At 61.2% G+C, this 21,413-nt stretch carries 20 protein-coding genes; 14 read left to right on the forward strand and 6 right to left on the reverse strand.

Annotated elements, in window-relative coordinates:
- The first annotated feature begins 93 nt into the window (after positions 1 to 93).
- The 4 genes from ACF8GF_RS14925 to ACF8GF_RS14940 all read left to right on the forward strand — a co-directional run bounded on the left by ACF8GF_RS14925 (position 94) and on the right by ACF8GF_RS14940 (position 5,963).
- Positions 94 to 2,088, forward strand: coding sequence for a M3 family metallopeptidase (locus ACF8GF_RS14925; protein ID WP_392487818.1), 1,995 nt, complete (start codon positions 94 to 96; stop codon positions 2,086 to 2,088).
- A gap of 70 nt (positions 2,089 to 2,158) precedes the next feature.
- Positions 2,159 to 3,217 (forward strand): PA0069 family radical SAM protein, encoded by a 1,059-nt coding sequence (locus ACF8GF_RS14930; protein ID WP_176682997.1) that lies wholly within the window; start codon positions 2,159 to 2,161, stop codon positions 3,215 to 3,217.
- 302 nt (positions 3,218 to 3,519) lie between these two features.
- A complete protein-coding gene (locus tag ACF8GF_RS14935; protein WP_003253046.1) occupies positions 3,520 to 4,239 on the forward strand; it encodes a carbonic anhydrase in 720 nt (239 codons plus the stop codon).
- 191 nt (positions 4,240 to 4,430) lie between these two features.
- On the forward strand, positions 4,431 to 5,963 hold the full coding sequence (locus ACF8GF_RS14940; RefSeq protein WP_392460493.1) for a SulP family inorganic anion transporter: 1,533 nt from the start codon (positions 4,431 to 4,433) through the stop codon (positions 5,961 to 5,963).
- A gap of 281 nt (positions 5,964 to 6,244) precedes the next feature.
- Here the strand turns inward: ACF8GF_RS14940 and ACF8GF_RS14945 are convergent, their stop codons facing one another.
- Positions 6,245 to 6,886, reverse strand: coding sequence for a hypothetical protein (locus tag ACF8GF_RS14945; RefSeq protein WP_176682999.1), 642 nt, complete (start codon positions 6,884 to 6,886; stop codon positions 6,245 to 6,247).
- A 369-nt stretch (positions 6,887 to 7,255) separates the two neighbouring features.
- Between ACF8GF_RS14945 and coxB the strand changes: the two genes are divergently transcribed.
- The 4 genes from coxB to ACF8GF_RS14965 are packed head-to-tail and all read left to right on the forward strand — an operon-like array spanning position 7,256 to position 11,496.
- A complete protein-coding gene (gene coxB / locus ACF8GF_RS14950) occupies positions 7,256 to 8,383 on the forward strand; it encodes a cytochrome c oxidase subunit II (RefSeq protein WP_176683000.1) in 1,128 nt (375 codons plus the stop codon).
- Between the two features lie 43 nt (positions 8,384 to 8,426).
- A complete protein-coding gene (gene ctaD / locus ACF8GF_RS14955; RefSeq protein ID WP_014589242.1) occupies positions 8,427 to 10,016 on the forward strand; it encodes a cytochrome c oxidase subunit I in 1,590 nt (529 codons plus the stop codon).
- Between the two features lie 9 nt (positions 10,017 to 10,025).
- The gene (locus ACF8GF_RS14960) at positions 10,026 to 10,592 is read left to right on the forward strand and encodes a cytochrome c oxidase assembly protein (protein WP_176683001.1); all 567 of its coding nucleotides are present in this window, start codon (positions 10,026 to 10,028) and stop codon (positions 10,590 to 10,592) included.
- Positions 10,593 to 10,608: 16 nt separating this feature from the next.
- Positions 10,609 to 11,496, forward strand: coding sequence for a cytochrome c oxidase subunit 3 (locus ACF8GF_RS14965; RefSeq protein ID WP_176683002.1), 888 nt, complete (start codon positions 10,609 to 10,611; stop codon positions 11,494 to 11,496).
- A 32-nt stretch (positions 11,497 to 11,528) separates the two neighbouring features.
- Here ACF8GF_RS14965 and ACF8GF_RS14970 read toward each other — a convergent pair whose 3' ends face one another.
- On the reverse strand, positions 11,529 to 11,732 hold the full coding sequence (locus ACF8GF_RS14970; protein WP_176683003.1) for a twin transmembrane helix small protein: 204 nt from the start codon (positions 11,730 to 11,732) through the stop codon (positions 11,529 to 11,531).
- 51 nt (positions 11,733 to 11,783) lie between these two features.
- On the opposite strand from ACF8GF_RS14970, the gene ACF8GF_RS14975 reads away from it, so the two are divergent.
- From ACF8GF_RS14975 to ACF8GF_RS14995, 5 genes are read left to right on the forward strand one after another with little or no spacing between them, the layout of a single operon-like run.
- Positions 11,784 to 12,521 carry an SURF1 family protein gene (locus tag ACF8GF_RS14975; protein ID WP_209969946.1) on the forward strand — a complete coding sequence of 246 codons (738 nt, stop codon included), beginning with the start codon at positions 11,784 to 11,786 and terminating at the stop codon, positions 12,519 to 12,521.
- Complete coding sequence (locus tag ACF8GF_RS14980; RefSeq protein ID WP_020191167.1) at positions 12,490 to 13,071, forward strand: hypothetical protein; 582 nt, start codon at positions 12,490 to 12,492, stop codon at positions 13,069 to 13,071. Before ACF8GF_RS14975 ends, ACF8GF_RS14980 begins: the two co-directional genes overlap by 32 nt.
- A 9-nt stretch (positions 13,072 to 13,080) precedes the next feature.
- Positions 13,081 to 14,160: a heme A synthase gene (locus ACF8GF_RS14985; RefSeq protein WP_020191166.1), complete on the forward strand. Its 1,080-nt coding sequence runs from the start codon at positions 13,081 to 13,083 to the stop codon at positions 14,158 to 14,160.
- Entirely contained in the window at positions 14,145 to 15,038 is an 894-nt protein-coding gene (gene cyoE, locus ACF8GF_RS14990; protein WP_392460495.1) for a heme o synthase, read from the forward strand. The genes ACF8GF_RS14985 and cyoE overlap by 16 nt, the downstream gene beginning before the upstream one ends.
- Positions 15,035 to 15,667, forward strand: a complete 633-nt coding sequence (locus ACF8GF_RS14995; protein ID WP_021784590.1) for an SCO family protein — start codon at positions 15,035 to 15,037, stop codon at positions 15,665 to 15,667. Before cyoE ends, ACF8GF_RS14995 begins: the two co-directional genes overlap by 4 nt.
- A 93-nt stretch (positions 15,668 to 15,760) precedes the next feature.
- Here ACF8GF_RS14995 and ACF8GF_RS15000 read toward each other — a convergent pair whose 3' ends face one another.
- The 3 genes from ACF8GF_RS15000 to ACF8GF_RS15010 all read right to left on the reverse strand — a co-directional run bounded on the left by ACF8GF_RS15000 (position 15,761) and on the right by ACF8GF_RS15010 (position 18,274).
- Positions 15,761 to 16,531, reverse strand: a complete 771-nt coding sequence (locus ACF8GF_RS15000; protein ID WP_010951512.1) for a MetQ/NlpA family ABC transporter substrate-binding protein — start codon at positions 16,529 to 16,531, stop codon at positions 15,761 to 15,763.
- Positions 16,532 to 16,595: 64 nt separating this feature from the next.
- Positions 16,596 to 17,267, reverse strand: a complete 672-nt coding sequence (locus tag ACF8GF_RS15005; protein ID WP_021784592.1) for a methionine ABC transporter permease — start codon at positions 17,265 to 17,267, stop codon at positions 16,596 to 16,598.
- The gene (locus ACF8GF_RS15010; RefSeq protein WP_176683007.1) at positions 17,267 to 18,274 is read right to left on the reverse strand and encodes a methionine ABC transporter ATP-binding protein; all 1,008 of its coding nucleotides are present in this window, start codon (positions 18,272 to 18,274) and stop codon (positions 17,267 to 17,269) included. Before ACF8GF_RS15010 ends, ACF8GF_RS15005 begins: the two co-directional genes overlap by 1 nt.
- Before the next feature lie 227 nt (positions 18,275 to 18,501).
- Between ACF8GF_RS15010 and katE the strand changes: the two genes are divergently transcribed.
- Positions 18,502 to 20,637, forward strand: a complete 2,136-nt coding sequence (gene katE, locus ACF8GF_RS15015; protein WP_392460497.1) for a catalase HPII — start codon at positions 18,502 to 18,504, stop codon at positions 20,635 to 20,637.
- A 60-nt stretch (positions 20,638 to 20,697) separates the two neighbouring features.
- Here katE and ACF8GF_RS15020 read toward each other — a convergent pair whose 3' ends face one another.
- Complete coding sequence (locus tag ACF8GF_RS15020) at positions 20,698 to 21,405, reverse strand: PA5502 family lipoprotein (RefSeq protein WP_392460498.1); 708 nt, start codon at positions 21,403 to 21,405, stop codon at positions 20,698 to 20,700.
- Between the last annotated feature and the right edge of the window lie 8 nt (positions 21,406 to 21,413).

A 21,413-nucleotide genomic window follows, 5' to 3' on the forward strand; every position in this document is an offset into this window, starting at 1 on the left:
GCAGGCATGGACAGGTGTTAGATAGTCAGGCCACCTGGCACACGCTGGCCATGCAAGCTCTCTTGCTCATTTCTATCAGCAAGGTGATGCACCATGGCCAACCCTCTTCTGCAAGATAGCCATATCCCCGTCGATTACTCTTCCATCACCCTCGAAAACATGCAGGCGGCATTCGCTCACGTGCTGCAGGCACACGAGAACGGTGTCGAACGCATTATCCGTGATCAACGAACCATGCCCACCTGGGATGACATGGTGCTGGCGGTGGATGGGCTGGATAGCCGACTGCTGGCAGTGTTGTATGCCGCCTCACCACTGGTCGGCCGGGATACGGCCTGGGCCAACGCCATCATCGATTTCTACGGCAGAGTGACGGCACGCTTCGAGCAGAAATTCGCCAACACTGGCTTGCATGAGCTTTATGAACGCTTGGCCGGCAGTGACATCGGCAAACAACTGGATACCGGAAAGCGCGCCACCTTGCGTTGGCACCTGGACAAGTTCGCCGCTGGCGGTGCGTTACTCGACTCCACAGGCAAAGCGCGTCTGGCAAACCTTCAGGAGCAGATTGGCACTGTACGCGAGGCGTTCCGCGGCAACATCAACCGGCCTGGGTTCACTGTCACCGATGAAGCCGAGCTGAGCGGCCTCCCGCAGCGCGTACGCGACGAATTGGCTGCAGGAGCGCAACAAGCAGGTAAGCAGGGGTGGCTGATTGCCTGTGACGCGCTGACTACTCGAGAGGTGCTCAAACATGCTGCCAACCGCCAGCTCCGTGAGCGTGTGTACCGGGCTTTCCACGCCCGCGGCATCAGCCATGATCCGCAACAGGACAACGGCACGTATCTGCAGCAACTGGCGCAGTTGCTTGAGGCGAAGGCTCTCCTGCTCGGCTATTCCGGCCATCTTGAGCAGAGCCTGCAGGTGAAAAGTGCGGGTTCGGTAGCCCAGGTGTGCGGCTTTCTCCACGATCTGGCCGATCATGTGCGACCTGCCATGTTGCGGTGGCGTTCGCAGGTGGAGTGTTGGGCTGCCGAGCAGGGCCTGGGCAAACCCCACCCCTGGGATTTCGAGTACCTGCGGCGTGCTTCGCGCAGTGAGTTTCCTGCCGAAGCGCTGCGCGATTACTTCCCGCTGAATACCGTTGTCAGTGCGTTGCAGCAATTGGCGCAGAAGTTGTTTGGTGTAGTGCTGCAGCCCAAAGCGCTGCCTGCTTGGGATGACAGCGTGCAGCCATTCGAGGTGTGGCAGGACAGCGCTTTCATTGGCTTTCTGTATCTGGATGCCGTGCAACACGCAGGCAAGCAGCCAGACGCGGTGTTCACCACTTACGTAAGGAATCGCCGGGTCGATGCAGAGGGTATCTACCAGGCAGCCTCGGTGGTGGTGTTCAGTGATGTACCGCAAGCGCTGTCAGGTTTTCAGCCGTTGCTCGACCATTTGTCACTGCGCAAGCTTTTCCATGAATTCGGCCATGCCCTGCACCACCTGCTGGTGCGTACGACGAACCACGTCATGTCCAACGTGACCGAGTTGGGCACCGATGGTGTGGAGTTGTTCGGCAAGCTGTTCGAGCGTTGGGTCTGGGATGCAGACTATCTGGTGGCGATCTCGGCGCGCACGCAGGACGGCCGCCAACTATCCCGCAAGCAAGCCGATGGCTGCCTGCAGCAGTTACGACAGCAGGGCGTGGAGGAGATCGCGAGTGATCTGTGCCTGGCGTTGTTCGACATGGACCTGCATGGCACACCAAACGATGGCAGGTCCTTGGAACAGCGACTGGGTGATGCCCGCGAGCGTTGTGGTTACTGGCCGCTCGCTGATTTCGAACATCCGGCGCATGCCTTCGACCACCTTGTAAACGGCTACGATGCTGGTTACTACGCCTACCTGTGGTCGGATGTGCATGCCTTCGATGTGTTCACCCGCTTCGAAGCCGAGGGCCTGTTGAACGGAGCCACGGGCCGGGCACTGCAGGAAGCACTGTTCGTCCCAGGGGCATCCCGCCCGTTACGTGAAGGCATCGAGGCATTTCTAGGGCGGCAATCGAGCCAGGCAGCGTACCTCAATTGGCATGGCCTGAATTAGCCAGACCAGAGGTGCTGGAAAGATCCTGGGATGCGTTGTACTGTATATGAATACAGTATTCGGGTGAGCCATGATTCCTCCAGCACCGCAAAAGGGCCGTGGCACGGCACACAACCCACACAACCGCTTTGCCCCTGGTCATTCGGTGGCGGAAGATGACGGCTGGTACCAGGAAGTGCCGCAAACCCAGGGCACCGAGGTGCGGACCGAGACGGCCAAGTCGGTGATCAGCCGCAACACCTCGCCCGACCTGCCCTTCGATCGCTCCATCAACCCTTACCGTGGCTGTGAGCATGGCTGCATCTACTGCTATGCCCGCCCCTCACACGCCTACTGGGACCTTTCTCCCGGCCTGGATTTCGAGACCAAACTGATTGCCAAGACCAACGCCGCCGAGGTGCTGGCACAGCAATTGAGCAAACCGGGCTACGTGTGCGCGCCGATCAATCTCGGCTCCAACACCGACCCCTACCAGCCGATCGAGCGGGAACAGTTATTGACCCGGCGCTTGCTTGAAGTGTTACTGCGTTTCCGTCACCCGGTGACCATTGTCACCAAGGGTTCACTGGTGCTGCGCGACCTCGACCTGCTGGCCGAGATGGCCCGCCAGCGCCTGGCACGGGTGATGATCAGCCTGACTACGCTGGACGATGGTCTCAAACGGGTGCTCGAACCCCGAGCGGCTTCACCCGGTGCAAGGTTGAGGGCCATCCGGGTATTGCGTGAAGCGGGCGTACCGGTGGGCGTTTTGTGTTCGCCGATGATTCCGATGATCAACGACAGTGAGCTGGAGCGCCTGCTGGAGGCGGCCAGGGAGGCTGGCGCACAGAGTGCGGCCTACATGATGCTGCGCTTGCCGCGCGAGGTGGCGCCGTTGTTCGAGCAATGGTTGCAGGACCATTACCCGCAGCGGGCGGCGCATGTTCTGAGCCTGATCCGCCAGAGCCGCGGCGGCGAGCTGTACGACAGCCGGTTTGGCGTGCGCATGCGTGGTGAAGGGGTGTTTGCCGAGTTACTGGCGCAGCGCTTTGCCAAGGCAATGAAGCGGCTGGACTTCGAAGGGCGCGAGGCGCAGGCGCTGGATTGCTCGGCGTTTTGCCCGCCGGGTGGGCAGATGGCGCTGTTCTGACATGAACCCGCCCCCACAGGGGCTGCGCATTGCTCACAACGCAACTAATAACAACCAATAATTGTGCTAATACATATTGGCAACTGATGTTTTTTTGCTATTATCCAACTCCCGCCTTTTTCTCTGGAACGCCCGTTCTAGAGCCTTCTAATTAAGTTTCAGTTAAGTTTTCCCCGCTAGCGTAGGTAATAAGTCCACACCGACTGTGATCTATGGCCCGTGCGTGTCATCTAAAACCCTGCATAGCCTGAATCTTTCACCGGTAAAATGGATTTACCTACACACCGTCAAGAGGATGAATCATGCCCGTCAAGGACCCATCCAAGGTCGTACCGCAGGTCCCCGCGGAAAGCGCCGATGCTGCCCTTAAGCACATCGTCGACGGCTTCCTGCGCTTTCACCATGATGTTTTCCCGGATCAGCAAGAGCTGTTCAAGAAGCTCGCCACCGCGCAAACACCACGCGCCATGTTCATCACCTGTGCCGATTCGCGCATCGTTCCCGAGCTGATCACCCAGAGCTCGCCAGGCGACCTGTTCGTAACCCGTAACGTGGGTAACGTGGTACCGCCTTATGGCCAGATGAACGGGGGTGTTTCCAGCGCCATCGAGTACGCCGTGATGGCGCTTAAAGTGCACCACATCATCATCTGTGGCCACTCCGACTGTGGCGCCATGCGTGCGGTACTCAACCCGCAGTCGCTGACCAAGATGCCTACCGTTGGCGCCTGGTTGCGCCACGCTGAAGTGGCCCGCACCGTGGTCGAGAACAACTGCTCCTGCGGCAGCGAACACGAGACGATGCAAGTGCTGACCAAAGAAAACGTCATCGCCCAGTTGCATCACTTGCGCACCCATCCTTCGGTGGCTTCGCGCCTGGCGGCCGGTGAGCTGTTCATTCATGGTTGGGTGTACGACATCGAGACCAGCAAGATCGAAGCCTATGACGCTGCCAGCGACAGCTTCCTGCCCTTGGCCGCGGGTGAACCCGTGCCCTGCGCCACTCCGAGAGGCCGCTACTAAGCGACCCGTCCGCCGCTAGAACCTTGATAGCCGGCTGCACCCTGTGGGGTGTGGCGCGGCCTTCGGCTGCCTTGAATTCCCTGACTGCCCTGCCGGCAAGCCCGCTGGCGGCCTGCGCTTGCGCGCTCTTCAGGGGCAAATGTGCCCACGGCCAGGGGAATGGCCGTGTGTTTAGAGAAAGGAGAAACACGGTGAACATTACACAGTTGAAAGCGGCCCTGCCGCGTGAGTTGCTGGCGTCGGTGGTGGTCTTCCTGGTGGCCCTGCCGTTGTGCATGGGCATTGCGATCGCCTCGGGCATGCCACCGGCGAAAGGCCTGATTACCGGAATTATCGGCGGCATTGTCGTGGGTTTCCTTGCCGGCTCGCCGCTGCAGGTGAGCGGTCCGGCCGCTGGTCTGGCGGTATTGGTGTTCGAGCTGGTGCGCCAACATGGTATGGCCATGCTTGGGCCGATCCTGCTGTTGGCCGGCCTGCTGCAGTTACTGGCCGGGCGTCTGCGTCTGGGCTGCTGGTTCCGCGTCACTGCGCCGGCGGTGGTGTACGGCATGCTGGCGGGGATTGGCGTGTTGATCGTGCTGTCTCAGGTACATGTGATGTTCGACACCGCGCCGCAACCGTCAGGTCTGCAGAACCTGCTGGCGTTCCCGGCAACCGTGGCGGCAGCCCTGCCACAGGAAAGCGTTGGCTCAGGCTGGATGGCCGGTGCGCTGGGCTTGGGGACCATCGCCATCATGTGGGGCTGGGAGCGCCTTCGGCCGCAGCGGCTGCGCTTCGTGCCGGGTGCCCTGCTCGGCGTCGCAAGCATGACCGCCATCAGCATGTGGCTGGTCCTGCCGGTGAACCGCGTGCAAGTGCCGGCAGACCTGACCGAGGCCATTGACTGGATTCGCCCGGGTGACCTGATGCAACTGGCTGACCCTGCTCTGCTGGTCGCTGCCTTTGCCCTCGCTTTCATCGCCAGTGCCGAAACCCTACTGTCGGCTGCAGCGGTCGATCGCATGCACAGTGGTCAGCGCTCGGATTTTGACCGCGAGCTTTCAGCCCAAGGCATTGGCAACATGCTTTGCGGGGTGCTGGGTGCTTTGCCGATGACCGGGGTGATCGTGCGCAGCTCGGCCAACGTCCAGGCGGGGGCGCAAACCCGGGCCTCGGCAATCTTCCATGGCTTGTGGTTGCTGGCCTTCGTGGTAGCGCTGAGCAGCGTGCTGCAGCAAATCCCGGTGGCGAGCCTGGCGGGGGTGCTGGTGTTTACCGGGGTCAAACTGGTCGACTTCAAGGCGTTTCGCGGGCTGGGCCGTTATGGGCGCATGCCGATGTTCACCTATGCGGCGACTGCGCTGGCGATCATCTTTACCGACCTGCTGACCGGTGTACTGCTGGGCTTTGCCCTGACCTTGCTGAAGCTGGCGTTCAAGGCGGCGCGGTTGAAGATAAACCTGGTGAGCCTGGCCAAGGATGGGCATATGGAACTGCGCCTCAGTGGCGCGGCGACCTTCCTGAAGGTGCCGGCGCTGACCCAGGTGCTGGATACCGTACCGGTGGGCACCACGCTGCATGTGCCACTGGGGAACCTGAGTTATATCGACCACTCGTGCCTTGAATTGCTGGAGGACTGGAGCCGCAGCAATTCTGCCAATGGTTCGCGCTTGTTGATCGAGCAGCGGCGCCTTAAGCGGCGGATCGAGGGGCGGTTGCGGACTACGGCGGGGGTTGGGGCGTAGGAGCGGGTTTACCCGCGAATACGGTAGCGGCGGCAACGGTGAACGGTGGGTGGAAATTGGCCAGCAGGGCCGGCCCTTTCGCGGGTGAACCCGCTCCTACGACGGCCTGTGGCGAACCACCGATGCGTGTGTAGGGGCGGGTTTACCCGCGAATACGGTAGTGGCGGCAACGGTGATCGGTGGGTGGAGATTGGCCAGCAGGGCCGGCCCTTTCGCGGGTGAACCCGCTCCTACGACGGCCTGCGCCGAACCACCGATGCACCTACGCCGTGACAGGTATATCAGGCCGGCTGACCCAGCTCGACACCCAGTTGGCGCGACAGGCACGGCCAGCGCTTCCACGCTGCGCCAGTTGCCGGGCTGCTCAGCTTCTCTCGATAGGCCTCCACCGATTCAACCGCAAAGCTCTCGTCATTGAGCATTTCGTCGACCGAGTGGTGCACCACTTCATCCAGCTGGTTGGCAAAGCTTTCGCCAATCAACTGGTGGGCAATCAGGTTGGCGACAGTGGTATCGACCGGGATCAACGGCTGCTGGAAGTGGCGAATGTACAAGTCATTCACCTCTTCCACCAGGCGGTGCGCCAGGTAGGCTTCATCCAGAAGGCAGTCCAGGCCTACATGCCCTTGCATCAAGCTGGGCGGCTGCAGGAAGTAGGCTTCGGCAATTTTCAGTACAGGTTTGATCTGCGATTCGATCCCGGCTTCGCGGGCGACCTCGTGGGCGGCCTCCAGCAATTCCGGAACCTGGTCGATGTAGGCGCTGACGAAGCGCGCCAAAGTACCCTGGGCGTCCTGCTCAGGCAGTCGGATCGAGGGGTGCAGGTGGGGCAGTTGCAGCTCGAGACGCTGTTTCAATTGGCCGGTCTGGCCTTCATGTTGATGGGCTTGGCTTACCTGCTCGCGTACAGCAGCGATGTTCATGACAACTCCAGGGACATTACGTTTCAAACGGAAGACACTAAATTAGCTCGGTATACAGAATACCTAAGACGTATTTGTTATAAGCCACGCAAACGTGTGCGCTATCAGGCATATGGCTCTGCCATTATTACGCCATGCCCTATCAAGCACGCGGTTTTCAGGCCATTCAGCCATTTCATGAAGTTCATTTCACAGGCTTCATTGCGTGCCATTGGTCGCTGTCTATACTCCCGTTGAACGTGATTCGTTGATGAGGCCCGACTGCTTTTAGCAGGGGCTCGGTCGTCGAAGCCATGCAGTCTTGACCGCCGTTCCCTCTTGCCGCAGGCCACGCCTCCGGGACAACAAGAATTAGAAGGGGAACCCGCAATGATGCGACATCCACATGTCTGGATGGGCCTCCTGTTGTGGTCGGTTTATGGCCAGGCGAACGCCGCCTGGACCGTGAACATGCACCCAGGGGCGACGGAGGTCTCCAACGCCGTCTTCGACCTGCACATGACCATCTTCTGGATCTGCGTGATCATCGGCATCGTGGTGTTTGGCGCGATGTTCTGGTCCATGGTCATCCACCGCCGCTCCACTGGCCAGCAGGCCGCGCATTTCCATGAGCACACGTGGGTGGAAATTCTCTGGACGGTGGTGCCCTTCCTGATTCTGGTGGTGATGGCCATTCCGGCTACCAAGACCTTGATCGACATCTATGACGCCAGCGAGTCAGACATCGACGTCCAGGTCACCGGCTACCAGTGGAAATGGCACTACAAATACCTGGGCCAGGACGTGGAGTTCTTCAGCAACCTGGCCACCCCCACCGACCAGATTCACAACAAGGCGCCCAAGGATGAGCATTACCTGCTGGAAGTCGACCAGCCGCTGGTGCTGCCGGTGGGGGCCAAGGTGCGTTTCCTGGTGACCGCCGCCGATGTCATCCACTCCTGGTGGGTGCCGGCCTTCGCGGTCAAACGCGACGCCATCCCAGGCTTTGTCAACGAAGCCTGGACCCGTATCGAAAAGCCAGGCATCTACCGCGGCCAGTGCACCGAACTGTGCGGCAAGGACCACGGCTTCATGCCGGTGGTGGTCGAGGTCAAGTCCAAGGCCGACTACGACACCTGGCTGGGCGAGCGCAAGGCTGAAGCCGCCAAGCTCAAGGAGCTGACCAGCAAGGAATGGACCCTGGAAGAGCTGGTGGCGCGAGGCGACAAGGTCTACCACACCGCCTGCGTGGCCTGTCACCAGGCCGAAGGCCAGGGCCTGCCACCAATGTTCCCGGCGCTAAAGGGCTCGAAGATTGCCACCGGGCCGAAGGAAGACCACCTGAGCATTGTCTTCCATGGCAAGCCCGGCACGGCCATGGCCGCTTTCGGCAAGCAGCTGTCGGAAGTCGACATCGCTGCTGTGGTCACCTACGAACGCAATGCCTGGGGCAACAACAAAGGCGACATGGTCACGCCGAAGGACGTGCTGGCGCTGAAGCAGGCAGAAGCCAAGTGAACCGGGTTACTCGCGGCAATCAATGGATTGCAGGAGACAGGACATGAGTGCAGTGATCGACGACCACGCCCACGGCCACGACCATGCGCACGGCCCGGCCAAGGGCCTGATGCGCTGGGTGCTGACCACCAACCATAAAGACATCGGCACGATGTACCTGTGGTTCAGTTTCATCATGTTCCTGCTGGGTGGCTCGTTCGCGATGGTGATCCGCGCCGAGTTGTTCCAGCCTGGCTTGCAGATCGTGGAGCCGGAGTTCTTCAACCAGATGACCACCATGCATGGCCTGATCATGGTGTTCGGCGCGGTGATGCCGGCCTTCGTCGGTCTGGCCAACTGGATGATCCCGCTGATGGTCGGCGCGCCCGACATGGCACTGCCACGGATGAACAACTTCAGCTTCTGGCTGCTGCCGGCGGCCTTCCTGCTGCTGGTATCGACCCTGTTCAGCCCGGGCGGAGGGCCGAACTTTGGCTGGACCTTCTACGCGCCGCTTTCCACCACCTATGCGCCAGCCAGCGTCACCTTCTTCATCTTCGCCATCCACCTGATGGGTATCAGTTCGATCATGGGGGCGATCAACGTGATTGCCACCATCCTCAACCTGCGTGCCCCCGGCATGACGCTGATGAAAATGCCGCTGTTCGTCTGGACCTGGTTGATTACCGCGTTCCTGCTGATTGCGGTGATGCCGGTGCTGGCCGGCGTGGTAACCATGATGCTGATGGACATCCACTTCGGTACCAGCTTTTTCAGTGCCGCAGGTGGCGGTGACCCGGTGCTGTTTCAGCATGTGTTCTGGTTCTTCGGTCACCCTGAGGTGTACATCATGATCCTGCCGGCCTTCGGCGCCGTCAGCTCGATCATCCCGGCGTTCTCGCGCAAGCCGCTGTTCGGTTATACCTCGATGGTGTATGCCACCGGCGCCATTGCCTTCCTGTCATTCATCGTCTGGGCCCACCATATGTTCGTGGTCGGTATCCCGGTGGTCGGCGAGTTGTTCTTCATGTACGCCACCATGCTGATTGCGGTGCCCACCGGGGTGAAGGTATTCAACTGGGTCAGCACCATGTGGGAAGGTTCGCTCACCTTCGAAACGCCGATGCTGTTCGCCATCGCCTTTGTCATCCTGTTCACCATCGGTGGTTTCTCCGGGCTGATGCTGGCGATCGCCCCGGCGGACTTCCAGTACCACGACACTTACTTCGTGGTGGCGCATTTCCATTACGTACTGGTACCTGGTGCAATCTTCGGCATCTTCGCCTCGGCCTACTACTGGCTGCCGAAATGGACTGGCCACATGTACGACGAAACCCTCGGCAAACTGCACTTCTGGCTGTCGTTCGTCGGCATGAACATGGCCTTCTTCCCCATGCACTTCGTAGGTTTGGCCGGCATGCCGCGGCGCATCCCCGACTACAACCTGCAGTTCGCCGATTTCAACATGGTGTCGTCGATCGGCGCGTTCATGTTCGGCGCCACGCAGATCTTCTTCCTGTTCATTGTCATCAAGTGCATCCGCGGGGGCGCGCCGGCACCGGCAAAACCCTGGGATGGCGCCGAGGGCCTTGAGTGGTCGATACCTTCGCCTGCGCCCTACCACACCTTCCAGACACCCCCGGAAGTGAAATAGGAACCCGCCATGAACGGCCTGTCGGTGAAACGCCTGGTAACGCGCCTGTTGATGCTGACGGTGGTGATGTTCGCCTTCGGCTTCGCGCTGGTGCCGATCTACGACGTGATGTGCAGAGCCTTCGGTATCAACGGCAAGACCGGCGGCCAATACGAAGGTAGCCAGGTCAGTGACCCGACCCGTGCGGTGCGGGTGCAGTTCATGTCGACCAATGCCAGCGACATGGTCTGGGACTTCTACTCCACTGCCGACCAACTGGAGGTCAACCCGGGGGCGGTGAATCAGATGATCTTCATTGCCCACAACCCGACCGACCGGCCGATGAGTGCACAGGCAATACCCAGCATTACCCCGGCCGAGGCCGCGGCCTACTTCCACAAGACCGAGTGCTTCTGCTTTACCCAGCAGGTGCTGCAGCCCGGCGAACGTATCGAGATGCCAGTGCGCTTTATCGTCGACCGCGACCTGCCGGCCAGCGTGAAGCACCTGACGCTGGCCTACACCTTGTTCGACATCACCGCTCGCCACCCGCCGGTCGCGCATGTCGCGGCCCAGGACGTCCAGGGCGCCCGTTAAGGGAAGGAGAACAGCAATGGCAAGTCATGAGCATTACTACGTTCCGGCGCAGAGCAAATGGCCGATCATCGCCACCATCGGCATGTTCATCACGGTATTCGGCCTGGGCACCTGGTTCAACGACATGAAGGCGGGCCACCCGGATTCGCACGGGCCGCTGATTTTCTTCGTGGGTGCGTTGTTTCTGGCCTACATGCTGTTCGGCTGGTTTGGGGCAGTGGTCAAGGAGAGCCGCGCCGGGTTGTACAGCCCGCAGCTGGACCGCTCGTTCCGCTGGGGCATGAGCTGGTTCATCTTCTCCGAAGTGATGTTCTTCCTGGCCTTCTTCGGTGCGCTGTTCTATGTACGCGTACTGGCGGGACCTTGGCTGGGTGGCGAAGGGGCCAAAGGTGTTGCGCACATGCTGTGGCCAACCTTCGAATTCACCTGGCCGCTGCTGCACACCCCCGACCCCAAGCTGTTCCCTCCCCCCAAGGAGGTGATCGACCCGTGGCACCTGCCGCTGATCAACACCATCCTGCTGGTCAGCTCCAGTGTGACAATCACCATTGCCCACCACGCCTTGCGCCGTGACCACCGCGGTCCGCTGAAATTCTGGATGGCGCTGACCATTGTCCTGGGCATCAGTTTTATCGCGCTGCAGGCCTTCGAGTACTACGAGGCCTATACCAAGCTGGGGCTGACACTGGGCTCAGGAATCTACGGTGCGACGTTTTTCATGCTGACCGGCTTCCACGGTGCCCACGTGACATTGGGCACGATCATTCTGATTGTGATGTTCGTGCGCATTCTGCGCGGGCATTTCAACCCGGAAAAACACTTCGGCTTCGAGGCGGCCAGTTGGTACTGGCACTTCGTCGATGTGGTGTGGGTGGGGTTGTTCATCTTTGTCTATGTGTTGTGAATACGAAAACCCTGTAGGGGCGGGTGAGAACTTCAGAAAGGGGCTTGGGAGACCAATTGACCGCTGATCAAGCCCCAGGCGACCAGGCCTATGGTCAGGGCTGCCAGGGTCACCCGTACAGTCAGGGCCTTTAGCAGACGGGTCGAGTTTTCATCATCTTTGACCAGAAACACCAGGCCACTGAACAGGCTGGCAATGGTGGCCAACAGCATCAGGACAATCGCGGCCTTGAGCATGGCGTTACTCCGGGGGGATGCGGTGATGTGGATAAGTATAGCGAGGCGCCTGTGAGGCCGTTTCGCCCAGGCTGGGTACCGACGCTGGTGGTGCTTGCACTGCTGCCGGGGTTAATTGCGCTTGGTTGCTGGCAACTCGGCCGTGCCGAGGAAAAGCGCGTGCTGCTGGCCACCTATGCAGAACGGCGGATTGAAGCGCCGATCGCCGCCGCCCAGCTCCTCTCACAAGAAGACAACGCCTTCCGCCGCGTGCACCTGTATGGGCGCTTCGACGCCGAGCACAGCGTGCTGCTGGACAACCGCATGCGCGACGGTAAAGCCGGTGTCGAGCTGCTGCAGCCCTTTCACGACCAAGCCAGCGGCCTGTGGTTGCTGATCAATCGTGGCTGGCTGCCATGGATGGACCGCCGGGTGCCGGTGCACTTCGAAACCCCTGCCCAGGCCTTGGCGCTGGATACCTCTGTGTATGTCGCGCCTGGCAGCACCTTCCAGCTGCACCCGGACCCCATCGGCGGGCAATGGCCACATCTGTTGACCGCTATCGATGCAGCGCTGCTATGGCAACAGCTTGATCGTGAAGGCTTCGCCCAGGAATTGCGCCTGGAACCGGGCCCGGCGAGCTATCGCCTGGACTGGCCGGTTGTCGCCATGAGCCCCGAAAAACATGTGGGCTATGCCGTGCAGTGGTTTGCCCTGGCGACCGCTCTGGTTCTGCTCTACCTCTACTTCGGCTGGCACCAAAACAAGGAGAAACGCCATGGCCACCGCCACTCCACTGGACGCGCCTGAACGTAGCAAACCCAGAGCCCGTGGGCGTTTGCAGCTGTTGCTTATTCTGCTGGTGGTGCTTGGGCCGATGGTTCTGGCTACCAGCATGTACAAGCTCAAATTCTGGGTGCCGGAAGGCCGCAGCTACCATGGCGCCATGATTGGCAATGGGGAAAGCCGTGCCGATCTCGGCGTGGCGGGGCAGGACGATCGCTGGCAGTTGCTGGTCAGCGCACCCCAGGCTTGCACCGAAGACTGTCAGCGCCTGGTGTACCTGGCTCGGCAGATTCAGGTCGGGCTGGGGCGTGATGCCAGCCGCGCCAGCCACGCGCTGGCCGCCGCCCAGCCGCTGAGTGCCGACTATCAGGCACTGCTCGGCCGCGAGTACCCGCAGTTGCAGCGCTACCCGCTGGATGCACAACGTTACCAGCAGAAGGTTGCCGAGCCCGGCCCGCAGCTGTGGATCGTCGACCCGCACGGCAACCTGGTGCTGCGCTACGACGGCAAGGTCAACGGCAAGCACGTGCTGGATGACCTGCGCCACCTGCTCAAGCTGTCCAACATCGGCTAGGAGCCTGCCATGGCCAGACCTGGATTTCGCCTTGCTGTGTTCGCCACCCTGCTGGCACTGCTGGTCGTCCTGCTCGGTGCCTATACCCGCCTGACCCACGCCGGCCTCGGTTGCCCCGACTGGCCGGGGTGCTATGGGTTTATCAGCGTGCCCAAGAGTGAAGCGCAGTTGGCCCATGCCGAGCTGCACTTTCCTGAGCACCCGGTGGAAGCTGCCAAGGGCTGGGCCGAGATGGTCCACCGCTACTTTGCCGGTAGTCTGGCCGTGGTGATCGCCCTGCTCGCTTTCCAGGCAATGCGCCGGCATGCCCGTGATGGGCAGCCTTATCGCCTGCCGATGCTGCTACTGGGTGTGGTGCTGGCCCAGGCAGCCTTCGGTATGTGGACGGTCACCCTGAAGCTATGGCCGCAGGTGGTCACGGCGCACTTGCTGGGTGGCTTTACCACGTTGAGCTTGCTGTTCCTGTTGTCTCTGCGTCTGTCCCGGGCCTTTGCGCCCTTGCCGAAACTGCCGCTGAGCCTGCGCCGGATCGCTGCGCTGGCGCTGCTGGTGGTAATCGGCCAGATCGCCCTGGGCGGTTGGGTCAGCGCCAACTACGCCGCCGTGGCCTGCATCGACCTGCCGACTTGCCATGGCCAGTGGTGGCCGGCGGCGGACTTCAGCAACGGCTTCCACCTGACCCAGCACGTCGGCCCCAATTACCTGGGCGGACAGCTGGACAGTGATGCGCGCACGGCCATCCACATCAGCCACAGGCTGGGCGCGCTGCTGGTGACCTGCGTGCTGCTGATGCTCAGCTGGAAGCTGCACCGCTGTGGTCTCCCCGGCCTGGCGCGGCTGGTGCTGCTGGCGCTGGCCCTGCAAGTGGGCCTGGGCATCAGCAACGTGGTGTTCCACCTGCCGCTGGCGGTGGCTGTTGCGCACAATGCCGGCGGGGCGATGCTGCTGCTGAGCATGGTGCTGGTGAACTACCGCATTCGAGTGGTCGACAAGGTTCGAGTGGGTGTCGGCCATGGCTGGCGTCTGCGGCCCGTGGTCGGGGTGGGCATTTCCCATCATATGAGGAACGACTCGTGGCGACGCTTCTAAGCGTACGACGGGCTCGCTGGCGCGATTACCTTGAGCTGACCAAGCCCAAGGTGGTGGTGCTGATGCTGATCACCTCGCTGGCGGGCATGTTCCTGGCCACCCGGGCGGGCGTCAGCTGGAGCGTGCTGTTGTTTGGCAACCTGGGCATTGGCCTGTGCGCGGGTGGCGCGGCGGTGGTCAATCATGTGGTGGATCGGCGCATCGATGCGCTGATGGCGCGCACCCACAAACGGCCTTTGGCCCAAGGCCGAGTCGAGCCACTGCCGGCGCTGTTGTTCGCCTTGGCCCTGGCCCTGTTGGGCATGGTCCTGCTGCTGATGTTCACCAACGCCCTCACCGCCTGGCTGACCCTGGCCTCATTACTCGGTTATGCGGTGCTCTACACTGGCTTTCTCAAGCGCGCCACGCCCCAGAACATCGTCATCGGTGGCCTGGCCGGTGCCGCTCCGCCGTTGCTCGGCTGGGTGGCGGTAAGCGGCCATGTCAGTGCCGAACCCTTGCTGCTTGTGCTGATCATTTTCGCCTGGACCCCGCCGCATTTCTGGGCGCTGGCCATCCACCGCAAGGAAGAATACGCCAAGGCCGATATCCCGATGTTGCCGGTGACCCATGGCGAGTACTACACCAAGCTGCATATCCTGCTGTACACCCTGATCTTGCTGGCAGTGAGCCTGCTCCCGTATGCCATCCACATGAGTGGCCCGCTGTACCTGGCCTGTGCCCTGGCTTTGGGCCTGCGCTTCCTGCATTGGGCCTGGGTGTTGTACCGTAGCAGCCGGCCGCACGCGGCGATCGGCACCTTCAAGTACTCTATCGGCTACCTGTTCGCGCTGTTCATTGCGTTGCTTCTTGACCACTACCTGTTGCTGAACCTATGACCCGAACCCAGAAAACCGTCTTCATCCTCGTTGCCCTGGTCGCGTTGATCATGGGCCTTACCGTCAACAAGGTGCTTAATGGTCGTGACCAGCCTAACCCTGCCGAACTGATCGATGCGGGCATCATCCTGCTGCCGCAGAGCCGCGCCGTGGCCGATGTCACCATGACCAACCAGGACGGCCAGCCGGTGCAGATGGATGCCCTCAAGGGCAAATGGTCGCTGCTGTTCTTTGGCTACACCTACTGCCCGGATATCTGCCCGACCACTCTGGCCCAGCTGCGCCAGGTGAAGAGCGAGCTGCCCAAGGATGCCGTCGACCGGCTGCAGGTGGTGTTGGTGAGTGTGGACCCTAACCGCGATACGCCGAACCAGCTGAAGCAGTATCTGGGCTATTTCGACAAGGACTTTGTCGGGGTGGCGGGGTCGATCGAGGATACCCAGAAGCTGGCCAATGCCTTGAGCATTCCGTTCATCCCTGCGGATACCAGCAAGCCGGGGTATACCGTGGATCACAGCGGTAACCTGGCGATTGTCGGGCCGGATGGGCGACAGCGGGGGTTCATTCGGGCGCCGTTCAACAACCAGAAGCTGGGGGCGCAGTTGCCTGGGCTGGTCAAGCGGGATTGAGTCAGCCCCAAACGCTTCGCGGGTAAACCCGCTCCTACAACGATGTGTGTAGGGGCGGGTTTACCCGCGAAGAGTCCAGCGTGATAGTTCGGCTCAGAACGCCGGAACCACAGCGCCTTTGTACTTCTCGATGATGAACTGCTTCACCTCGGGCGAGTGCAGTGCAGCCGCCAGTTTCTTCATGTCGTCCGAGTCCTTGTTGTCCGGGCGGGCAACAAGGATGTTCACGTAAGGCGAGTCGCTGCCCTCGATGGCCAGCGCGTCTTTTTCCGGGTTCAGCTTGGCTTCCAGCGCGTAGTTGGTGTTGATCAGGGCTGCATCTACCTGGGTCAGCACACGCGGGATGGTGGCGGCTTCCAGCTCACGGAACTTCACGTTTTTCGGGTTTTCGGCAACATCCTTCACGGTCGACAGGATGTTCTTGTTGTCCTTGAGCTTGATCACACCAGCCTTGTCCAGCAGCAGCAAGGCGCGGCCGCCGTTGGTGGCGTCGTTGGGGATGACCACGGTGGCACCGGAGGACAGCTCGTCCAGCTTCTTGATCTTGGTCGAATACACGCCCAGTGGCTCGATGTGCACGCCGGCCACGCTCACCAGGCTGGTGCCCTTGGCCTTGTTGAACTCATCCAGGTAAGGCTGGTGCTGGAAGAAGTTGGCGTCCAGGCGCTTTTCGGCCACCTGCACGTTCGGCTGGATGTAGTCGGTGAATTCCTTGACCTTCAGCTCTACGCCTTCTTTCGCCAGTTGTGGTTTGACGAAGTTGAGGATCTCGGCGTGCGGCACCGGGGTGGCGGCGACGGTGAGGGTATCGGCCTGGGCCGAGAAGGCCGCGACAGCGGCAGCGACAGCAAGCAGCTTCTTCATTGATCACTCCTTGTGAGGGCCGCGACGGCCCCCGAACGGGTCGGCCAGGCCGACCCCATTGGGGTTACTTACGGGAAAAATGCACGACCAGTTTGTCGCCCACGCTCTGCAGGACTTGAACCAGTACCAGCAGCAGTACCACGGTCACTACCATCACATCGGTCTGGAAACGCTGGTAACCGAAGCGGATAGCCAGGTCGCCAAGGCCACCGGCACCCACCACACCAGCCATGGCGGTGTAAGAAACCAGGGTGATGGCGGTCACGGTAATGGCCGCGAAGATGCCCGGACGGGCCTCCGGCAGCAGCGCACTGGTGATGATCTGGCGGGTGGTGGCGCCCATCGACTGGGTGGCCTCGATGATGCCGCGGTCCACTTCACGCAGGGCGGTTTCAACCAGGCGTGCAAAGAACGGCGTGGCACCCACCACCAGCGGCGGGATGGCGCCTGCAACGCCCAGCGAGGTACCGGTGATCAGCACGGTGAACGGGATCATCACGATCAGCAAAATGATGAATGGCAGCGAGCGCAGGATGTTGACCACCAGCGACAGCAGGGCATAGACGCCTTTTTGTTCGAACATCTGCTTTGGCCCGCAGAGGAACAGCAGCACACCCAGTGGCAGGCCTAGCAGCACGGTGAAGAACAGCGAGCCGAACAGCATGATCATGGTATCGACGGTGGCCAGCCAGATTTCGGCCCAGTCGACGTTGGCGAAGAAACTCAGAGCGTCCATCAACGCAGTACCTCCATATGTACGTCAGCTGCCTTGAAGCGGGCGAACGCCGCTTCCATGTCTCCGCCGATCAGGGCGAGAGTGAGCTGGCCATAGGGGACATCCTTGATGCGGTCGATACGCCCGGCGAGGATGCTGTAGTCGACACCGGTTTCGCGGGCTACGGTGCCCAGCAGCGGCGCGTAGGTGGCGTCGCCCTGGAAGGTCAGGCGTACGATACGGCCTGGAACGTGGGCAAAGTCGTCGCGCTGCTCGCCTTCGTCGACCTGCTCGTCTTCCTGGACGAAGCGCCTGGTGGTGGGGTGCTGCGGGTGCAGGAACACCTCGGCCACCGAGCCTTGCTCGACGATCTTACCGGCGTCCATCACTGCCACGCAGTCGCAGACACGGCGGATCACGTCCATCTCGTGGGTGATCAGCACGATGGTCAGCTTCAGTTCACGGTTGATCTCGGCCAGCAGTTGCAGGACTGAGGCCGTGGTTTGCGGGTCGAGGGCACTGGTGGCCTCGTCGCATAGCAGGATCTTCGGGTTGGTCGACAGGGCGCGGGCGATACCGACGCGCTGCTTCTGGCCACCGGACAGCTGTGCCGGGTACTTCTTGGCGTGGTCCGACAGGCCAACGCGAGCCAGTAGCTCGGTGACGCGCTTGTCGATTTCGCTGCGCGACAGCTCGCCGGCCAGGGCCAGCGGCAGGGCGACGTTGTCGGCGACGGTCTTGGAGGCCAGCAGGTTGAAGTGCTGGAAAATCATCCCGACCTGCTGGCGGAAGCCGCGCAACTGGCTGGCGTTGAACGCGGTGACGTCTTCGCCGTCGACGATGATCGTGCCGCCGGAGGGCTCCTCCAGGCGGTTGATCAGGCGCAGCATGGTGCTTTTGCCGGCGCCGGAATGGCCGATCAGGCCGAACACCTGGCCATCTTCGATGGTCAGGCTGGTCGGATTCAGTGCGGGGATTTCCCTACCGGCAACGCGGTAGGTTTTATGTACCTGTTGGAACTCGATCACGTAGCGAACCTTGTGGGGCGCATTGAAATTTGGGTCAGCGGTTAGCTGGGGTCGCGCATTTTAGCCTTTTCCCATAGCTGTTCTTAGCATTTATTTCGTCATGCACCAATCCATCGGGCATATCGCGACAACCGGTAATCCTGATTGAACGCTCGGCAACGCCCTCCAGTCACTACTTGCACAAGCCCTGAACGGGCACGCCTTAAGACTGATGAGGAGAGCCGATCATGCCCAGCAAGAAAACGGATGCGCCCAAGCACAGCGAGGCCGCCGGCACCCAGACCCCCGACCGGGCCAATACCAATGCCAAGCTGCAGAGCCTGGAGGCCGACCGCAGCGATGCGACCGGGCATGCGCTGCGCACCAACCAAGGCGTGCGCATTGCTGACAACCAGAACTCCCTCAAGGCGGGTGATCGCGGGCCGTCGCTGCTTGAAGACTTCATCATGCGCGAGAAGATCACCCACTTCGACCATGAGCGTATCCCCGAGCGCATCGTGCACGCCCGCGGTACCGGGGCACACGGGTTCTTCCAGAGCTATGGCAACCACGCCGAGCTGACCAAGGCCGGCTTCCTGCAAGATCCGGAAAAGATCACCCCGGTTTTTGTCCGCTTCTCGACGGTTCAGGGCCCACGCGGTTCTGGCGATACGGTGCGAGATGTGCGTGGCTTTGCCGTCAAGTTCTATACAGATGAAGGCAATTTCGACTTGGTTGGCAACAACATGCCGGTGTTTTTCATCCAGGATGCCATCAAGTTCCCCGATTTTGTCCACGCGGTCAAGCCAGAGCCACACAACGAGATACCTACCGGCGGTTCGGCTCATGACACCTTCTGGGATTTCGTATCGCTGGTGCCGGAGTCGGCTCATATGGTCATGTGGGCCATGTCTGACCGCGCCATCCCGCGCAGCCTTCGAATGATGGAAGGCTTTGGCGTGCATACTTTCCGCCTGATCAATGCCGAGGGCGTGGCCAGCTTCGTCAAGTTTCATTGGAAACCAAGTCAGGGCGTGCATTCCCTGCTGTGGGACGAAGCCCAGAAACTGGCGGGCAAGGACACCGACTTCCAGCGCCGTGACCTATGGGAAGCCATCGAAACCGGCGACTACCCGGAATGGGAACTGGGCGTGCAGATTGTGCCTGAGGCTGACGAACACAAATTCGACTTCGACCTGTTGGACCCGACCAAGATCATCCCCGAGGAACTGGTACCCGTCACGCCGCTGGGCAAGATGGTGCTCAACCGTAACCCGGACAATTTCTTTGCCGAAGTCGAACAGGTTGCGTTCTGTCCCGGCCATATCGTACCGGGTATCGACTTTACCAACGACCCGCTGCTGCAGGGCCGACTGTTCTCGTACACCGATACCCAGATCAGCCGCCTGGGTGGGCCGAACTTCCACCAGATACCGATCAACCGGCCGGTATCGCCGAACCACAACAACCAGCGTGATGCGCTGCACCAGCACGTCGTGCACAAGGGCCGGGCTTCCTACGAGCCCAACTCGATTGACGGCGGCTGGCCGAAGGAAACCCCGCCTGCGGCGCAAGACGGCGGCTTCGAGAGCTATCAGGAGCGTATCGATGCGCACAAGATTCGCCAGCGCAGTGAGTCGTTCGGCGATCACTTCTCGCAGGCTCGGCTGTTCTTCCAGAGCATGAGCCCGACCGAGCAACAGCACATCATCAAGGCTTACAGCTTCGAGTTGGGCAAAGTGGAGCGTGAACATATCCGTGCCCGGGAAGTGAATGAAATTCTTGCCAACATCGACTTGAAGCTGGCGGCGGCAGTTGCGGCCAACCTGGGCCTCCCTGCGCCGAAAGCGGGTACGGTGCAGGTGAAGGGTAGCCAGCTGGCGCAATCGCCTGCGTTGAGCCAGATGAACCACCCAGGTTCAGTGGGTATCAAGGGGCGCAAGATTGCCGTGCTGGTGGCCGATGGCGTGGACGCTGTCAGCGTGGACAAACTGGTAAAGGCCCTGGAAGCGCACAGTGCCCGGCCGATGCTGCTGGGGCCGACCTCGGCGCCGGTGAAGGCGGCGGATGGCAAGCAACTGCCAGTAGCGGCGTCGATGGAGGGGATGCCTTCGATCATGTTCGACGGGATTGTCGTGCCTGCGGGCAAGGCTTCTACGGATGCGCTGGCGGCTAGCGGATTGGCCAAGCATTTCTTGCTGGAGGGTTACAAGCACCTGAAGGCGCTGGTGCTGACCAAGGAATTGGTGAAATCGTTGGGGCTCAAGGAGGACAAGGGGCTGTTGCTTGGGGATGAGCAGAAGGCAGTGGATGCCTTTGTCAAAGCGGTAGAAGGTCACCGGGTGTGGGAACGGGAGGCGGCTGCTGAAGCTGTTCCTGCCTGATAAGACCTTTTCGCGGGTAAACCCGCTCCTGCTGTAGGAGCGGATTTACCCGCGAAGCTTTTACTGCTGATGCGGGACCAGTACCACCTGTGCCGGCAACGAGCGCTGGATTTCATGCTTCTGCTTCAGCTCGAACCCATCGTCGATCTTGCGCACGCGTTTTTCCAGCAAGGTCTTCAGCCAAGGTGCATCCTCGGTGCGCGGCACCTGGAATACCACCTCACACTGGTAATTCACCACATCCGCGGCAATGTCGTCCAGTTGGCGGCGCAGCCCGCGGCTGTCGGTGGTCTTCAAGGCCACCACGGTGCTCGGCGCTGTCGGGTCGATGATGCGTGCCTTGGGCTTGGCTTCGGCGGCCTTCAGCGCAGCCTCGGCCTTTTCCAGCTCGGCCTTGCGGGCCTGGGTCACGGCGTCCCCGCCGGTCACTGCTGGCGCCTGCGGCATCAGTGCCCGGGCACGGGCCAGCGCAGTAGCTGCCGCGTTCACATCGCCCTTCTGCAGGACGATCTGGCTGCGTTGCAGGTAGGCTTCGGCCAATTGGCGCTGGTATTGCTCCAGGCGTGCATCATCCGGCGACTGGGCCTGCAGTGCTGCAAGCTGGTCTTCGGCGGTAGCCAGCTCGTTGCTGGCGATGTTCTGTTGCAACTGCTGCCAGGCATCTGCTTGGGCAGGTGCGGTGGCCTGGTCGACCGGCGCATTGGAGCAGGCAGCCAGGATCAGGGAAAACGCGGCAACAAGCAGATAACGGGAGGCGAACGGCTTCATTCCTGCGA

Origin of the sequence: Pseudomonas sp. yb_5 (genome assembly GCF_043103865.1) — a bacterium.
GTDB lineage: Bacteria > Pseudomonadota > Gammaproteobacteria > Pseudomonadales > Pseudomonadaceae > Aquipseudomonas > Aquipseudomonas putida_Y.

Coding starts and splice junctions, on each gene's coding strand:
- ACF8GF_RS14925 (WP_392487818.1), top strand. CDS start 94: ATGGCCAACCCTCTTCTGCAAGATAGCCATATCCCCGTCGATTACTCT.
- ACF8GF_RS14930 (WP_176682997.1), top strand. CDS start 2,159: ATGATTCCTCCAGCACCGCAAAAGGGCCGTGGCACGGCACACAACCCA.
- ACF8GF_RS14935 (WP_003253046.1), top strand. CDS start 3,520: ATGCCCGTCAAGGACCCATCCAAGGTCGTACCGCAGGTCCCCGCGGAA.
- ACF8GF_RS14945 (WP_176682999.1), bottom strand. CDS start 6,886: ATGAACATCGCTGCTGTACGCGAGCAGGTAAGCCAAGCCCATCAACAT.
- coxB (WP_176683000.1), top strand. CDS start 7,256: ATGATGCGACATCCACATGTCTGGATGGGCCTCCTGTTGTGGTCGGTT.
- ctaD (WP_014589242.1), top strand. CDS start 8,427: ATGAGTGCAGTGATCGACGACCACGCCCACGGCCACGACCATGCGCAC.
- ACF8GF_RS14960 (WP_176683001.1), top strand. CDS start 10,026: ATGAACGGCCTGTCGGTGAAACGCCTGGTAACGCGCCTGTTGATGCTG.
- ACF8GF_RS14965 (WP_176683002.1), top strand. CDS start 10,609: ATGGCAAGTCATGAGCATTACTACGTTCCGGCGCAGAGCAAATGGCCG.
- ACF8GF_RS14970 (WP_176683003.1), bottom strand. CDS start 11,732: ATGCTCAAGGCCGCGATTGTCCTGATGCTGTTGGCCACCATTGCCAGC.
- ACF8GF_RS14980 (WP_020191167.1), top strand. CDS start 12,490: ATGGCCACCGCCACTCCACTGGACGCGCCTGAACGTAGCAAACCCAGA.
- ACF8GF_RS14985 (WP_020191166.1), top strand. CDS start 13,081: ATGGCCAGACCTGGATTTCGCCTTGCTGTGTTCGCCACCCTGCTGGCA.
- ACF8GF_RS14995 (WP_021784590.1), top strand. CDS start 15,035: ATGACCCGAACCCAGAAAACCGTCTTCATCCTCGTTGCCCTGGTCGCG.
- ACF8GF_RS15000 (WP_010951512.1), bottom strand. CDS start 16,531: ATGAAGAAGCTGCTTGCTGTCGCTGCCGCTGTCGCGGCCTTCTCGGCC.
- ACF8GF_RS15005 (WP_021784592.1), bottom strand. CDS start 17,267: ATGGACGCTCTGAGTTTCTTCGCCAACGTCGACTGGGCCGAAATCTGG.
- katE (WP_392460497.1), top strand. CDS start 18,502: ATGCCCAGCAAGAAAACGGATGCGCCCAAGCACAGCGAGGCCGCCGGC.
- ACF8GF_RS15020 (WP_392460498.1), bottom strand. CDS start 21,405: ATGAAGCCGTTCGCCTCCCGTTATCTGCTTGTTGCCGCGTTTTCCCTG.